Origin of the sequence: Olsenella sp. HMSC062G07, from assembly GCF_001811895.1 — a bacterium.
Lineage (GTDB): Bacteria > Actinomycetota > Coriobacteriia > Coriobacteriales > Atopobiaceae > Olsenella_F > Olsenella_F massiliensis.
Genome location: NZ_KV806951.1, coordinates 1,140,751 through 1,156,000, shown reverse-complemented (window position 1 = coordinate 1,156,000; position 15,250 = coordinate 1,140,751). Strand labels below are relative to the sequence as shown.

Genomic DNA, 15,250 nt, shown 5'->3' with positions numbered 1-15,250 from the left:
CATGGTTGCTATCCGGATGAAAAAGGCCGGAGACGTTTACCGTCTCCTACCTGCATTTGGTCGCTGGGACAGGATTTGAACCTGCGACCTCCGGTTATGAGCCCAACCACGCAGCAGGCGGCCGCGAGGCAGACGCCCATGCCTGCCAGGACCACGCCCAGAGAGGCGTTGGGCGCCTCGTAGCGCGCCTCGACCTGATGATGTCCCGCCGTCAGGGTAAACCCCACGAAGCCGTAGTTCACGCGGAAGGTCGGCACCTCACGGCCGTCCACGCTCACCCTCCATCCCAGGGTATGCGGCACGCTCAGGCAGGCCACGGACCCGTCGACGTCAGCGTCGGCCGTGCCGCTCAGCCGGTCCGCGCCGGCAAGGCACAGCCGTGCGGGAGCGGGGTCATAGGCGATGGGGCCGTCGGGGCCGCCAACCGTGTGGCCGCCCAGCTCCTGCTGCCCCGTCGGGCGGGCCTGTCGCTCCAATGAGTCGGCCACCTCGTCAGGGACGATGACGCTCGCCGCAAGAAGCTCCCTGCGCCCCTCGGCGTCCATGAGGGCCGCGTCAGACTCCCGCACGACTCCCCGCCGCACCGACAGGGGACACGCCGCTCCCAGCACCTCATAGACGCGCACCGAGCCAAATTGGGCCCTCTGGTCGTATGCGGGCCCTGCCAGGTCGTCGTGGGAGAGAAGGTAGCGCACGCCCAGCAGCCTCAAAAGCGCCGGCTGGTCGGGGTCGGCGAGGAACTCCTGGTAGGCGCTCTCGCCCACGAGGACGCGAGGCCACAGCTGTCGGTAGAAGTCAATGACGTCGCTGTCGAGGGTGGAGTTATACGAGGACACGCCGGCATACCCCTGCACGAGCGCGTCGTTGAGGCGCGTCCAGTCGCGGTAGCGCTTCTCAACCCGCACGAAGCCGTCTCCCTGCGCCCTGACCCAGGCGAGGGCCGCACGCGTGTCCTCGTCGCGTCCGGGGCTCACCGCCGCCGGAAAGCGGTCGGGCAGGCCCGTCGCCCTGTGATTGGTGGCCATGAAGGCGTCGGTCACGCTGCCGAACAACGCGAGGGCGCAGAGCAGGACGAGCGCCACGTTCCGTCTGGCCCCCGTTCGACCCAGGCAAAGCAGGAGGGCGATGCCGCCGGCGATGCTCACAAGATAGACGAGGCAGGTGACGTGGCCGTCAACCGTATGCGCCAGGGACCACCCGATGACGACGAGGGTGAGTCCGCCCGTCGCAAGCAGCGTCGGGCGAGACGGACCGCCCAGCGCGACGCGCCGCTCCCATCCGACCGCCATGGCCAGGCACAGGGGGATGGCAAGCGCGAAGGAGCTACGATACTTGGGCTCGACGAAGAGGTTCGAGAGCGCCGGGAGAAAGAAGTTAAGGCAGTACAAGGCGCAGATGAGCGCGGCGATGCCGGCGAGCGCCCTCTCGCGCCTCTCCGCCCCCGTGAGCTCCCAATGGAAGAACTGCCCCAGGAGCATGACGGAAAAGCCGGAGAAGCCCATTTGGACGAACTCGTACACGTTGACGTAGCCGAACCCTGCGGTGGGGGGTATGACTGAGGGAGGGATGTCCGACCCGGCGCTGATGAGCGTGGACCCCAGAAGGCGGCTCAGGACGGGCAGCACCCAGCGCACGGGGACGAAGGCGCCAAGGTAGCCCATGGCCCGTGAGGCCAGGGTGCTCGTCCCGCTCACGCGCGCCGACTCACCCAGAAGCAGCGTGGCATAGGGGACGACCGTCAGCATGGACATGAGCAGGCCGCAGATGACGGGTGCGGCCAGCCTGCCGAAGCATCTCGCGTACGTGGCCGGGGACGCGGCGTCCATGACGCAGGGCAGCCTCAGCGCGGCGTAGGCGCTGGCATAGAGCATCACCATGAATCCCGAGTACGTGCTCATCATGACCGTCGCCGCGACGGCGCAGGTGACCCCCAAAAAGCGGGGGACGCTCCAGCGCCGCATGAGGAGCTCAAGCAGGAGAGTGAGCAGGGTCGCCATCACGAGCACGGTGCCGAGCCAGTAATGCTGCCCCCACAGGACCAGGTAGCCGCAGAAGGCAAAGAGTGACGCCCCCAGGACCCGCGACAGAGGGAGGCGGCAGTAGCCGCACAGCAGCCGGTCAAAGAGGAAGGCGCAGCAGACCACCTTGAGGGCCTGGACGATCGCGAGGGCACCGCCGAGCAGGCCGTCGCCAAACGCCAGGCACAGCGGGAGCAGGACCAGGTTGAACGGGTCAAGAGTCCAGCTCTGGTAGGACATGAAGCTGGTGCCCAGGCCGTAGTCGGCGTTCCACAGGCCCAGAGAGCCGTCCCTGATCGACCTCAGCAGGCTCAGGTAGTAGGGCACGTACTGCTCGGAGGTGTCGGAGCCCACGTCATAGTAGGCAAACAGCCGTGCCCCCACGAGAAACCTCCCGTAGACGACCCAGACGCCGGCAAGGACCACGACCCCCAGGACGGCCGCCTCCGCGCGCGTGACGCGCCCCGACGCCGTCATGAGTCGGTCAGCACAGCGAAAAAGGACGGCCGCGGCGAGTCCGCCCGTCATGAGGATGCCAATCAGATAGGACAAGAGCGACGCTTCCATGTGCCTCCTTTTGCGACGGCGGACCTGCATGCGCGGCCGGCATGACTCTCTGCGCTATAGTGTAAGGGTTATGCGGCACCCGACCGTCTGGAGGCGGCATGGCCGAAGAGGCTCCTACCATCAACTTCAACATCCCCCCGTTCGTGGGGACGGAGCTCGGCTACATCCGCGAGGCGGTGGAGGCAAACCACAAGATCTGCGGAGACGGGCCGTTCTCGCGCAAGTGCCACGCGTGGATGGAGGAGCGCTTTCGTGCCGAGAAGGTGCTGCTCACCACGAGCGGAACCTCGGCCCTCGAGATGGCGGCCGTTCTCTGCGACCTCGCGCCCGGCGACGAGGTGATCCTGCCGAGCTATACCTTCTCGTCCACGGCCACGGCCTTCCAGGCCGTGGGCGCGCGCCTCGTCTTCGTGGACGTTCGCCCCGACACCATGAACATCGACGAGAGCGTCATAGAGGCCGCCGTTACCGAGCGCACGCGCGTCATCGTGCCCGTGCACTATGCCGGGGTGGCCTGCGAGATGGATGAGATCCTGCGCATCGCCCGCCGTCACCACCTCATGGTCGTCGAGGACGCCGCCCAGGGCGTCATGAGCAGCTACAAGGGCAGGGCCCTGGGCACCATCGGGGACTTTGGGTGCTACTCGTTCCACGAGACCAAGAACTACTCCATGGGCGAGGGCGGGGCGATTCTCATCAACAACCCCGAGCACATCGACCGCGCCGAGATCATCCGCGAGAAGGGCACCAACCGCCAGCGCTTCTTCCGCGGCCAGGTGGACAAGTACACCTGGGTGGATCGCGGCAGCTCCTACCTGCCGAGCGACCTCAACGCCGCCTATCTGTGGGCCCAGCTCGAGCAGGCCGACGCCATCAACGACGACCGGCTGGCGAGCTGGCGGTTCTACTATGACCAGCTGACGCCCCTCAGGGACGCGGGCAAGATCGAGCTGCCGACCGTGCCTGACGGCTGCGTGCACAACGCGCACATGTTCTATCTCAAGTGCGCCGACCTCGACGAGCGCAGCTCCCTCATAGCCCACCTCAAGGCCAAAAACATCCAGGCCGTCTTCCACTACGTCCCGCTGCACAGCTCGCCGGCGGGCCTGCGCTTTGGGCGCTTTGCGGGCGAGGACAACTGCACCACGACCGAGTCCGACCGCCTCGTGCGCCTGCCCCTGTACTATGGGCTCAGGCGAGAGGACGCCCGGCGCGTCGTGGACGCCGTGGGGGGCTTCTATGGCTAAGCCCGACGGACCCTCAATCCTCCTGCTTGGGGGGTCGCGCCACCAGGTTCCCGCCATCGAGACGGCCAAGAGGCTTGGCTATCGCACGGTGCTGTGCGACTATCTCCCCGATAACCCGGGACAGTTCAGCGCCGACGTGTTCTACCAGCTGAGCACGACCGACCGGCAGGCCATGCTGCGCGTCGCCCAAGACGAGGGCGTCTCGGGCGTGCTGGCGTTCGGGACGGACGTCGCGGCCGCCACGGCGGCCTATGTGGGGGAGAGTCTCGATCTTCCCACGAACCCCCTGGCCGCGGTCGAGGTGCTGAGCGAGAAGCATCTCTTCAGGGCGTATCTTGCCGACCATGGGTTTCCCTGCCCCCGCCACGCTCGCCTGGCCGCAAGTGTCTCCGTCGACGAGCTTCTGCGAGCGGCCGAGGGGATGAGGCTTCCCGTGGTGCTCAAGCCCACGGACTCGTCCGGCTCCAAGGGCGTCCACGTCCTGCGGTCCCTGAGCCCCAGCCTGGTCGCCGACGCCCTGGCCGACGCCGCGGGGTTCTCGCGCAACGGCCTGCTTCTCCTTGAGGAGTACATCGAGGCGGGCTTTCCTCGCGTCGTCGGGGGGGACGTCTTCGTCGTCGACGGCACGGTCAGGTTCTGGGGGCTCATGAGCTGCCTGCGCGACCGGGGCATCGGCGGGCTCGTGCCGGTGGGCGAGCGATGGCCCTCGGGGCTTGCCCCCGCCCAGCTCGACGCCGCCAAGGCCCAGATTCAGGCGCTCGTCACGAGCCTGGGCGTTCGCTTCGGCGAGATGAACGTCGAGATCATCTTTGACCGCCATGACGTTCCCCACTTTCTGGAGCTCGCCGCCCGCGCGGGGGGCAACATGCTCCCCAACCAGCTCTCCGACATTGCGGGGGTGGACCTCGTCGAGGCAAACGTCCGCTTTGCGATGGGCGAGACCATGGAGCTCTCGTTTGACGGGGTCAGCGCCCCGGGCGCCTATGCCACCTACATGCTCCATGCGCAGCGTCCGGGCATCTACCGGGGCGTGGAGCTGTCGAGCGAGCTGCTGGCGCACCTCTATCGGCGCGTGGACTACGTCGCCGAGGGGTCGCACGTGGGCGCCCTCGGCGACGCGAGCAAGGCGCTTGGCGTCCTCTTCCTGCGCTTCTCGTCAACGGCCGAGATGGAGGGCCTGCTTGATAGAATAGGGGAGCTCGTCTTGGTTCACATCGACTAAACACGGGGGCGTGCAAGTGATTTCTACGACGGATGCGCGTGAGGGACGGGGCCCGTCGCGGCTCGTGTCGGTGGTCATCTCGTGCTATAACTCCGAGAGGACCATCCGTGAGGTCGTCGAGCTGTCGATGGCCGAGTTCGCGCGGATGGACGGCTACGACTGCGAGTTCGTCCTCGTGGACGACTGCTCGTCCGACCGGACGTTCGAGGTCATCCGGCAGCTCGCCGACGAGCACCCCAACGTCCGCGGGGCGAGCCTCATGCGCAACTTTGGCCAGCATAACGGCCTCATGTGCGCCATGCACTTTGCCCAGGGGGACTACGTCCTGGGCATGGACGACGACCTTCAGACCCACCCCTCGCAGATACCTGCCCTGATCAAGAGGATGGAGGAGGGGTTCGACCTCGTCTACGGCTGCTACCGCGAGTCGTTGAACGGCAGCCTCAAGCGCTTTACGAGCTGGCTCAACAAGGTCACCTCCAACAAGCTGCTGGGGCGTCCCGAGGGTATCCGCGCGAGCAACTTCTGGGTCATCAGCTCCCAGGTCAAGGACCAGGTCATCCGCTACGCCAACTACAACCCCAACGTTGACGCCCTCTTCACGCGAATGACGAGGCGCGTGGCCAACGTCACGATCGAGCACCATCAGCGCGCGTACGGGTCATCGGGCTACACGCTCGCGAAGCTGGTCAGGCTCTGGCTCGCCTACTTCAACTACACGGTGGTGCCCCTGCGGATCGTGTCGGCCGTCGGCGTCATCACCGCCGGCGTCGGGTTCTTCGCGGGCGTCGTCACCGTCGTGCGCAAGGTCCTGAATCCCGGCATGATGGCGGGATGGGCCTCCACGATCTGCGTCCTGCTCTTTTTCTTCGGCCTGGTGCTGCTCACGCTGGGGGTCATAGGAGAGTACCTGGGCAACATCGTCTTGTCCATCAACTCGACCCCGCAGTTCATCGTTCGCGACAAGGTCAATCTCTGAGGAGGGTCATGCCGAGGCGCCGCTTGGGCGTGCCTCGGCGGCAGCGGGCGTCGGCCCATGACAGACGGTAGATGACAGAAGGAAGAGGACATGGCAATCAACGGACACGTGACGAACGAGCTCGGCGCGCTTCTCAGGGACGGCTTCGCGCGTCCGCGAGCCGAGGAGTACCTGAGCATCCTCAAGGAGGAGATCGAGCCGCCCAAGACGTCCGAGAAGGGCACGTTTGAGGACGGCATGTTCGACCCGGACTACTGCGCCTGGGCCCACTCCTATGGCTTCTTTGCCAAGGAGGCCTACGTCTACGACCTTGACGAGGCCAACAAGGACGACTACATGTCGGACTATGACTACCACCGCGTGTGGCCGCTCAACGCCTGGCAGCGCATCTGGATCAACGACAAGCTCACCCTCAAGTACATGATGCAGGGAAGCAGCCTTGACGCCTATCTCCCCGACTATTATTACTACTCGACCCCTCAGGGCCCCCTCCCGCTGTACGGGAGCGGCGCGAGGCCCGGCGACGAGGCGTTTCTTGATACCCTGAGGGCTGTCGGCGAGTTTGCCTGCAAGCCCTGCAACGGCTCGCGCACGGTGGGCTTCCACAAGCTCGCCTGGCATGACGGCGACTACTTCATCGACAATCGCCCCTCCAGCGCGGACGGCGTCATAAGCTTCCTGCACGCCAACCCCAACTTCGTCTTTACGGAGTTCCTTCATCCCAGCACCCAGATGGCCAAGATCAGCCCCGTCATCAACAACCTGCGCATCATGGTGTTCAACCCCTCGGGCGTCGAGCCCGTCATCGGCGCCTCGTACTTCCGCATCGCGATGGACGCCGGCACCGACGACAGCAAGTCCAACTACCGCTATCCCGCCAACGGCGACTGCGGCAACTACAACGTGTGGTTTGACTGGAAGACGGGGCACTTTGGCAGAGGGACGATCCTCTACGCCAACCGGGTCGTGGACGCGCCCCGCTCGCCTGACACCGGCGTGCTAGCCGAGGGCGTGCTGGATGGCTGGCAGGAGGTCTGCGACATGGTCCTTGAGATGTCCGAGCGCCTCAACCCGCTCGAGTACCTTGGTTACGACGTGTGCATCAGCGACAAGGGCCCCAAGGTCATCGAGATCAACTCGCACTCGGGCAGCAAGTACCTCCAGTACTTCCAGCCCTTCTACAAGGACGACTTCCTCCGGGGCTACTTCAGGGACAAGGTCGAGGCCATCGAGGCGATGGACGAGGACCAGATCAGGCGGCGCAACGCGCTCGTCCGCTAGACCCCGGACCCTCGCGGGCGGCTCGCGGTGGGCCGGACGCATGATGAAGACGCGACCAAGGAGGACGGATGCGGAGGCTGGCCATCATCGGAGCGGGGCCCATGGCGTGCGTCTTCGCTCAGAGGGCGCGTGAGCTGGGCATCGAGACGCACTGCTTCGCGTGGGCGCGGGGGGCCCAGGCCCGAGACGCGGTTGACGTCTTTCACGACGTCTCCGTCACCGAGCATCACCGGATCGCCCGCATCTGTCGCGACCTGGGCATCGACGGCGTCGTCGCCACCACCGAGCTGACGATCCACCCCGCGGCGGCCGTGGCCCATGCGCTGGGTCTCAACGGCCACGATGTCGAGGTCGCGCGCGTCCTCACCGACAAGCATCGCAACCGCGAGGCCGTGCGTGACGTCGAGGGCCTCTGTCAGCCGCGCTATCGTCTCGTCAAGGCGGACGAGCCGGCGGACATGGGGAACTGGGGCCTATCCTATCCCGCCATCGTCAAGCCCACCTCGGAGGGGGGTAAGCGCGGGGTCACGGTGGTCACGGACGACGCCTCCCTCGCCGACGCCCTGGCCTACGCGCGCCAGGAGAAGAAGGCGTCATCCGACATCATCGTCGAGGAGTTCGTGCCCGAGGGACAGGAGTATTCGGTCGAGAGCCTCTCCTACCATGGCGAGCACCGCATCATCCAGGTGACGGGAAAATGGAGCTCGGGCGCTCCCCACTGCGTGGAGCTGGGACATCATCAGCCGGCGCGCCTCTCGGCCGCCCAGCGATCGCGCATTGAGGACGTCCTGGCGCGCGCCCTCTCGGCGGTGGGCGTCTCAAACGGCTGCTGCCACACGGAGGTCAAGCTGTGCGGCGACGACCTGTACCTCATCGAGTTCAACGCCCGCCCCGGCGGGGACCATATCTCGCACCCCCTGACGGAGCTGAGCACCGGCTATCCCTACGTCACCGGTATGATCCAGATAGCGCTCGATGACTTCGAGCTGCCGGACGCGAGCTCCTTCGAGGCGAACGCCGCGGGCATCTGCTTCGTGACCGAGCAGACCAAGGAGCTCCGGGACGTCTTTGACCGGTGCCAGGACGAGCCCTGGTGCTATGAGAGGCACGAGGTCCCCGGGGGCCTCAGGTCGCTCGAGCACAATCACGTGTACGACACGAACTACTTCATCTACTTCTCGCGCGAGGGACGTCCCGCGTTTCTCGACGACGTCGAGCGACATGCGTGGTGGCGCGAGGCCGCGGGGGCTTGACGGTCGCTCGCGAGCGCCCTCGCGATCAGCTCGCACTCATAGTCCATGTCATCTGTCGTGTAACGCTGGTCCACGGGCAAAGGCAGGATGTCTTTGGCGTATCGCCCGGCGACGCCCGGCAGCTCCGTCGCGTTGCCCCAGAGCGTCGAGACGTAGAGCCTCTGCTTTTGCAGGCGCCTGCGTAGCGCGGCGCCCCCCTCGATGAGGAGGGGATACATGAAGGCGCCATAGGTCGAGCGCACGGCAAGCTCGTTCATGCCGTCGAGTCGCTTCGCCAGATGATCGAAGTTCTCCTGCCGCCTCGTCGCTACGTCCGCGTAGTCCACGGCACGCAGGATGTTGTGGGTGATGGGGCTCATCCAGCTCACCGGCTCGCTCACAAAGCGCTTGTTGTTGGCCGCGGACTCGGGATAGTAGTCGTTGGCGGGCAGCTCGCAGCGGGCCAGCACGAAGCCCATCTTGTCGTGTGACTGACAGCTGGGCAGCTCGCGCCCAACGTGCGCGTCCGTGTACAGATAGGCCCCGTCGGCGACGCCAAAGAACTTTCGGCAGGAGTAGAGCGTGTCAAGATGGGGGAGGGGCCTGCGGAAGAAGGCCATGACCTCATCGACGACGATCCTCCCGTCGCAGCGCCCCGCCGCCTCCCGTATGTCCTGGTCAAGGAGCTGCCCGTAGTAGTCCACCAGATAGAGGTAGTCGTTCTCTGACATGTCGACGGTTTCGTAGTCGGGGCGCAGGTCCGCCGCGACGTCGTACGGTCGCACCCTGACGCCCAGGGAAAGCAGGGTCGCCTCGACGGAGCCGCAGAGGTAGCGGGGGACCCACATGGACGTGATGGCGCGCGCCTCCACGAGGTAGGCGAGGCAGGACCTCGCGCAGTTGAGCGCCAGGGCGCCCTCGTGATACTCGTGCCCCGAGAAGCGCTCGAGCTCAAAGTAGCCGCCGATCTCACGCTGCGTCATGTCCACGTTCCCACCTCGCATCCGCCCGGCCGTCTGGGCACACGATACCCCTTGGCAGGCCGGCCATCAAGGAGTCAGGCGCAGGCGCGGGCCAAGGGGAGGCCGCCTCGTGCGGGACGCCTCCATCAAGTATCATGAGAGAAGTGGTGACGGCCCCTTCGGGGGCGGGAAGGTCGTGGGCTCATGACGGTTCAGACGAGGCGTGACAGGGTGCGGGCGCTTGGCGGGGAAGCCCTATGACGAGGCCTCTCGCGCGCGTGTCGGGCAGGGCGGGGACGCTTTTGTCCCTGCACCTGCTGCTTGCCGTCTTCTCGCTCAGCGGCATCATGAGCAAGCTGGCGGCCCGTCACGCGTTCATGAGTCCGGGCTTCCTGCTATGGTACGCGGGCATGGTCGGCGTGCTCGCCGTCTACGCCGTCGGATGGCAGCAGGTGATCAAGCGCCTCCCCCTCACCGTGGCATACGCGAACCGCGCCGTGACCGTCATCTGGGGCATCGTCTGGGGGGCGTCGCTCTTTGGGGAGACGATCGGCTGGCAGAAGGTCGTCGGCGCCCTCGTCGTCCTTGTCGGGGTCGTGCTGTACTCCACCGCAGGCGGGGGCGAGCGCCCATGAGCGGCGTCGCCCCGTATGCGGCCCTCGCCCTCCTGGGCGTCTTCGTGAGCGGCGTCTCGCAGGTCCTGCTCAAGAAGTCCGCCATACGGGGGCACGCATCGCGCAGTCGGGAGTACCTGAACCCGCTCGTCATCACCGCCTATGCGCTCTTCGTCCTGGCGACCTTGCTCTCCACCCTCGCGTATAAGGTGATCCCCCTCTCCATGGGCCCCATCCTCGACGCGACGGGCTACCTCTACGTGACGGGCTTTGGCGTGACGATCTTCAAGGAGCGCCTCACCCGCCGCCAGGTGCTGGCCCTGTGTCTCATCATCGGGGGGATCGTCATCTATGCGCTGGGAGTCTGACGGGGCGTCGCGGCCGCCTTCCTGACGTCCGTCATGCCGAACGCGCCGCCCGCGCGCCTCGGCGGCACCGCCCGTCCGCGCGAGCAGGGGAGGAAGGGTTACTATGAGCACTGCACCATCTGCAAGGTGGCCGGGCGCGCCACCGTTACGACAAGCGACGGGAGCCAGCATGGACATCGACCCCATCCTCGTGACGCGATCATCGATGCCGCCCTTCGAGGAGTACGTCTCGGAGATAGCCCCGCTCTGGGAGTCGCGGTGGCTCACCAACATGGGCGTCAAGCACCAGGAGCTGGAGCGTAGGCTCGAGGAGTACCTGGGCGTCGCCGACCTCGCCCTGTTCGTCAACGGCCATCAGGCCCTGGAGTGCGTCCTCGAGGCCATGGGGCTCTCGGGAAAGGTCATCACGACGCCCTACAGCTTTGCCTCGACGACCCACGCCATCGTCCGCAAGGGCCTCAAGCCCGTGTTCGCCGACATCCGCCCGGATGACTACACCCTTGACCCCGCCGAGGTCGAGCGTCTGGTGGACGGTGAGACCTGCGCCATCCTGCCGGTCCACGTCTACGGGAACCCCTGTGACGACGACGCGCTCGCCGACATAGCCGAGCGGCACGGGCTGCGTCTCATCTATGATGCGGCCCATGCCTTCGGGGTCAGGGTGAACGGGCGCCCCGTGGCGTCCTTCGGCGACGCGTCCATGTTCTCGTTCCACGCGACCAAGGTGTTCAACACCATCGAGGGCGGCGCGGTATGCTTCAAGGACCCCCAGCTCAAGACCAAGCTCAACCGGTGGAAGAACTTTGGCATCGCAGACGAGGAGAACGTCGAGTTCGTGGGCGGCAACGCCAAGATGAACGAGTTCTGCGCCGCCATGGGGCTCTGCAACCTGCGTCATCTTCCCGGGGAGATCGAGAAGAGGCGTCTCGTGGCGCAGCGCTACTGGGAGCGCCTGGAGGCCGTGGACGGCATACGGGTCCATCGGCCCGCGTCCGGCGTCTCCTCAAACTACGCCTACCTCCCCGCCGTCTTCGAGGAGGGGCGCTTCGGCGCCACGCGCGACGACGTCTTCGCGGCCCTGCGGCGCCAGGGCGTCTTCTCGCGCAAGTACTTCTATCCCCTCATCAGCGACTTCGCGTGCTACCAGGGGAGGTTCGACTCTGACCTCACGCCCCATGCCCAGCACGTCGCCGCGCGCGTGCTGACGCTGCCGCTGTACGCCGACCTTGCCCTTGAGGACGTGGACCGCATCTGTGACGTCATCGTCGCGTGCGGGCGCTAGCGAGGGTCGCGTCGTCGTGAAAGGAGCACTCCCGTTGGATGCGCCCGTCATCTCCGTCATCGTGACCGTCTACAATCACGGCCCCTATGTCGAGCGCTGTCTGCGGGGCATCCTCATGCAGCGCTGCGACCATCCCTTTGAGGTGTGGGTCGGCGAGGACTGCTCCCCCGACGACTCGCGCGAGGTCATGCGGCGCATCGAGCCGGAGTTCCCGGACAACTTCCACTTCCTCTATCGCGAGCACAACCTGGGAGACGCCAACAACACGGACCTTATTGCACGCTGTAGGGGCAGGTACCTGGCAATCTGCGAGGGCGACGACTTCTGGACCTACGAGGGGAAGCTTCAGGAGCAGGTTGACTTCCTGGAGGCGCATCCCGAGTACGTGGCCTGTTACCATCACTGCACGGTGGTGGGAGAGGACTCCCTGCCCAACGGCGAGCGCTATCCCGACTGCCTGGCGGACGACTACTCCTTCCGGGAGAACTTCCTGTGCACCATGCCGGGCCAGACGAGCACCTCGGTGGTGAGGATGAGGCCCTATCTTGCGCAGAAGGAGCGCTTCCTGTCGTTCAAGCGCTTCGACTCCTATCCCGAGGACCGCCGCAACGCCTTCATCCTGCTGACGGTGGGCAAGGTCAAGGTGTTCCAGGAGGCCTGGGGGGCATATCGTCACGTGACGCACGGCGGCACGAGCTACTCGGCCCAGGTCAAGGTCAGCGAGACCTACGCGCGCAACGAGGTCCTCTTTGGCCAGACGCTCGTGGACTACGCCCTCGCGTCCGGCAACCCCGAGGCGGTCGACGCCGCCCGCCGCACGTATTACCGACTGCTGCTCAAGTGGAGCGTGGGAAGGGTGCGCGTCGCGTCGCTCGCCGACTCCCTGAGGGAGCTCGCCCGCGAGCCGCACGCCCTGCGCTACCTGCTTTCCGTTCCGCGCTGGTACGCCATTCTGGGCGTGCGCGCGCTGGCGGGCAGGGGCGTCACGCTCTAGGGTCGCCCGCTGCGACCCCGGTCTTGTCCCTTTGGGTCCTGACGTCGAGCTTCTGGCGTTTGCGTGTCCTGCGCCGAGAGCCGCGCCGCTGCCCTATCATGAGGGCAAGCGATTCGTTGCCCAGCGAGAGGGGATGTCCGCATGCGCGCCAGCCAGCTACGCCGTCTGATGGGGGGAATGGTCCGCTCGGCGCTGTGCCGCGCGGCTGCCCTCACGCTTCTTCTCGTCTGCGCCTGGCTCCCCCAGACGGTCCGCGCCACTGAGTATGCCCAGGTCGAGGATGGCGTCTATGCCATCACCTCAGCGCTGTCGGGCAACGCGCTCGACATCGCGGCCGCGCGGACCTCAAACGGCGCGAACGTCCAGACGTGGGAGGCCAACGGCACCTTCGCGCAGTACTGGCGCGTCACGCGCGTGGACGGGCACTACGCCATCGTGAACTCCCTTACGGGCGTGTCCCTTGACGTCGCGGGCGGTCGGGCAATGTCCGGCACGAACGTCCAGATATACGAGGCAAACGGCACGAAGGCCCAGCTGTGGGACTTCGTGCGACGTGACGACGGCACGTACGCAATCGTCTCGGCGCTTGACGGGCGCCTTGCTTTGGACGTCGCGGGGGCGAGCCCCAGGAGCGGGGCGAACGTCTGGGCCTATGCCGCCAACGGCACGAAGGCCCAGAGCTGGCGCCTCTGTAAGGTGGAGCGCGCCCTCGATGACGGCCTCTACACGATCGCGAGCTCCCTGAGCCCTGACAGGGTGCTCGACGTGCGGAACGGGTCTGCCGCCAACGGCGCGGCGATTCAGCTCTGGTCGCCCAACGGCACCGCCTCCCAGACGTGGTCCCTCTCGTGGGACGAGCGCACGGGCTTCTACACCCTGCTTGCGGCCGGGTCTGCCAAGTCGCTGGACGTGCCCGGCGCCCAGGGCTCAAACGGCGTGCGGCTGCAGCAGTATGACGCCAACGGCGCCCGTGCCCAGGCCTGGGCCGTCCGCCGCGCGTCCGACGGCAGCTACGTCATCACCTCGGTCGTCTCCGGGAGGGCCATCGACGTGCCGGGGGCCCACGCCGGGCAGGGGTCCGCGGTGCAGCTCTGGGACGCCAACGGCAGCAGGGCGCAGGGATGGTCCCTGACGCCGACCACGCTCTCGTTCTCGGGCACCTATCGGATCGGCAGCGTCGCCAACGAGGACGGCGTCCTCGACGTGCGCGGCGCCTCCATGGCCCAGGACGCCACGGTTCAGGTGTGGGAGGCCAACGGCACCCTCGCGCAGACCTGGGAGCTTGTCGACTGCAAGGACGGCACCCATACCCTCAGGAGCGCCAACTCGGGACGCTATCTTGCCGACGAGGGCGGCGCCCTCGCCAGCCTTGCCGCGCCCGCCGAGACGGCCCGCTGGAAGGTCCAGGTGGGCAGGGGTGGCTACGTGTTGAGAAATGCCGTCACGGGCAGGGTCCTCGCCGCCTCGGACGGCGCCCGCCGAGGGGCCGTCGTGAGCCTTCGGGCAAAGGAGTCCGGGGAGCGGCTGTGGAAGCTCGTCCCCGCCGCGCTGGTGGGGGAGGGCACCTATGTGCTCTACAACCGCAGCGCCCCCGGCCAGGTCCTTGACGTTCCCGGCGGCACGGCCGCGAGCTACCAGGCGCTTCAGACCTATGGCTTCAATGACAGCGGGGCCCAGAAGTGGGTGGTCAAGGCTGCGGGCAACGGCTTCTACACCATCACCAACGCCAGCTCCAACCTCGCTCTCGACGTGCGCGGGGCGTCGGCCGCAAGCGGGACCGTCGTGCAGCAGTACACCGCCAACGGCACCAAGGCGCAGCTCTGGCGCTTCGTCGTCGCCCCCTCGGGAGGCGTCGAGGTGGTCTCGGCCCTCGGCTCGGGCACGCTCGCGTTGACGACGTCACGGCCCGTCGCGGCGAACGGCGTCCCGACCGTCGTGTCCACGTGTGACCCGGCGGCGGGCCCGAGCTTCTCCTGGAATTTGGCAAGGACCACCTTCTCGCGCATCACCGAGGTGGCGGACGTCTGGGGCGACCCGTCGTACGTCGCGCAGATGCGTGCGCGTGCGACCGAGGTCGGCAGCTCGACGCCCTGGGTCGTCCTGGCGGACAAGGCGCGCGGACGGGCGACGGTCTTCTTCCGTTCGGGCGGCTCGTGGGTGCTCGCCAACTCTATGGACATACGGACGGGCGGAAATACCTTCACGGGGACCTTCAAGGTGTACATCACGGCTCGCGGCTACTGGAAGTGGCCCGACTGCGATGACGTCAACGACTGGTATGTGGGCTACATGGAGGACTGGTGGGAACGTCCCAGCTCCTCTCACATGAGAGAGGTGCCCGGCAGGGGGTATGACGAGGGACAGGGCTTCCACTACGGCTACGTCGGCTCCGGCTGCATCACCGTCGAAGACAAGGGCAGGATCAAGTGGATGCACGACAACGTGACGGTGGGATCGACGGTCAGCATCTTCTAGGGGCGCCCG

The 15,250-nt window shown here is 66.7% G+C and carries 12 protein-coding genes; 10 read left to right on the top strand and 2 right to left on the bottom strand.

The features are described from left to right. Positions 1 to 8: 8 nt before the first annotated feature. On the bottom strand, positions 9 to 2,585 hold the full coding sequence (locus tag HMPREF2826_RS08375; RefSeq protein WP_070640899.1) for a YfhO family protein: 2,577 nt from the start codon (positions 2,583 to 2,585) through the stop codon (positions 9 to 11). A gap of 98 nt (positions 2,586 to 2,683) precedes the next feature. Here HMPREF2826_RS08375 and rffA point away from each other — a divergent pair, with 98 nt between their 5' ends. The 5 genes from rffA to HMPREF2826_RS08350 all read left to right on the top strand — a co-directional run bounded on the left by rffA (position 2,684) and on the right by HMPREF2826_RS08350 (position 8,567). Continuing rightward, positions 2,684 to 3,832, top strand: a complete 1,149-nt coding sequence (gene rffA / locus HMPREF2826_RS08370; protein WP_070640897.1) for a dTDP-4-amino-4,6-dideoxygalactose transaminase — start codon at positions 2,684 to 2,686, stop codon at positions 3,830 to 3,832. After that, positions 3,825 to 5,054: an ATP-grasp domain-containing protein gene (locus HMPREF2826_RS08365; RefSeq protein ID WP_070640896.1), complete on the top strand. Its 1,230-nt coding sequence runs from the start codon at positions 3,825 to 3,827 to the stop codon at positions 5,052 to 5,054. Before rffA ends, HMPREF2826_RS08365 begins: the two co-directional genes overlap by 8 nt. 16 nt (positions 5,055 to 5,070) lie before the next feature. Beyond that, positions 5,071 to 6,033, top strand: coding sequence for a glycosyltransferase family 2 protein (locus HMPREF2826_RS08360; protein WP_246824723.1), 963 nt, complete (start codon positions 5,071 to 5,073; stop codon positions 6,031 to 6,033). A gap of 90 nt (positions 6,034 to 6,123) precedes the next feature. After that, the gene (locus HMPREF2826_RS08355) at positions 6,124 to 7,314 is read left to right on the top strand and encodes a sugar-transfer associated ATP-grasp domain-containing protein (protein ID WP_070640894.1); all 1,191 of its coding nucleotides are present in this window, start codon (positions 6,124 to 6,126) and stop codon (positions 7,312 to 7,314) included. Between the two features lie 68 nt (positions 7,315 to 7,382). Beyond that, positions 7,383 to 8,567, top strand: coding sequence for an ATP-grasp domain-containing protein (locus HMPREF2826_RS08350; protein WP_070640892.1), 1,185 nt, complete (start codon positions 7,383 to 7,385; stop codon positions 8,565 to 8,567). On the opposite strand, the gene HMPREF2826_RS08345 is transcribed toward HMPREF2826_RS08350, so the two are convergent. Next, a complete protein-coding gene (locus HMPREF2826_RS08345) occupies positions 8,486 to 9,529 on the bottom strand; it encodes a hypothetical protein (RefSeq protein ID WP_168163998.1) in 1,044 nt (347 codons plus the stop codon). The genes HMPREF2826_RS08350 and HMPREF2826_RS08345 overlap by 82 nt on opposite strands. A 236-nt stretch (positions 9,530 to 9,765) precedes the next feature. On the opposite strand from HMPREF2826_RS08345, the gene HMPREF2826_RS08340 reads away from it, so the two are divergent. From HMPREF2826_RS08340 to HMPREF2826_RS08320, 5 genes are all read left to right on the top strand, one after another. Beyond that, the gene (locus HMPREF2826_RS08340; protein WP_070640888.1) at positions 9,766 to 10,143 is read left to right on the top strand and encodes an EamA family transporter; all 378 of its coding nucleotides are present in this window, start codon (positions 9,766 to 9,768) and stop codon (positions 10,141 to 10,143) included. After that, positions 10,140 to 10,490 (top strand): DMT family transporter, encoded by a 351-nt coding sequence (locus tag HMPREF2826_RS08335; protein ID WP_070640887.1) that lies wholly within the window; start codon positions 10,140 to 10,142, stop codon positions 10,488 to 10,490. Before HMPREF2826_RS08340 ends, HMPREF2826_RS08335 begins: the two co-directional genes overlap by 4 nt. 169 nt (positions 10,491 to 10,659) lie before the next feature. After that, the gene (locus tag HMPREF2826_RS08330) at positions 10,660 to 11,772 is read left to right on the top strand and encodes a DegT/DnrJ/EryC1/StrS family aminotransferase (RefSeq protein ID WP_070640885.1); all 1,113 of its coding nucleotides are present in this window, start codon (positions 10,660 to 10,662) and stop codon (positions 11,770 to 11,772) included. Between the two features lie 34 nt (positions 11,773 to 11,806). Next, on the top strand, positions 11,807 to 12,766 hold the full coding sequence (locus HMPREF2826_RS08325; RefSeq protein WP_070640883.1) for a glycosyltransferase family 2 protein: 960 nt from the start codon (positions 11,807 to 11,809) through the stop codon (positions 12,764 to 12,766). A gap of 141 nt (positions 12,767 to 12,907) precedes the next feature. Further along, positions 12,908 to 15,241 carry an RICIN domain-containing protein gene (locus HMPREF2826_RS08320; RefSeq protein ID WP_070640882.1) on the top strand — a complete coding sequence of 778 codons (2,334 nt, stop codon included), beginning with the start codon at positions 12,908 to 12,910 and terminating at the stop codon, positions 15,239 to 15,241. Positions 15,242 to 15,250 lie beyond the last annotated feature (9 nt).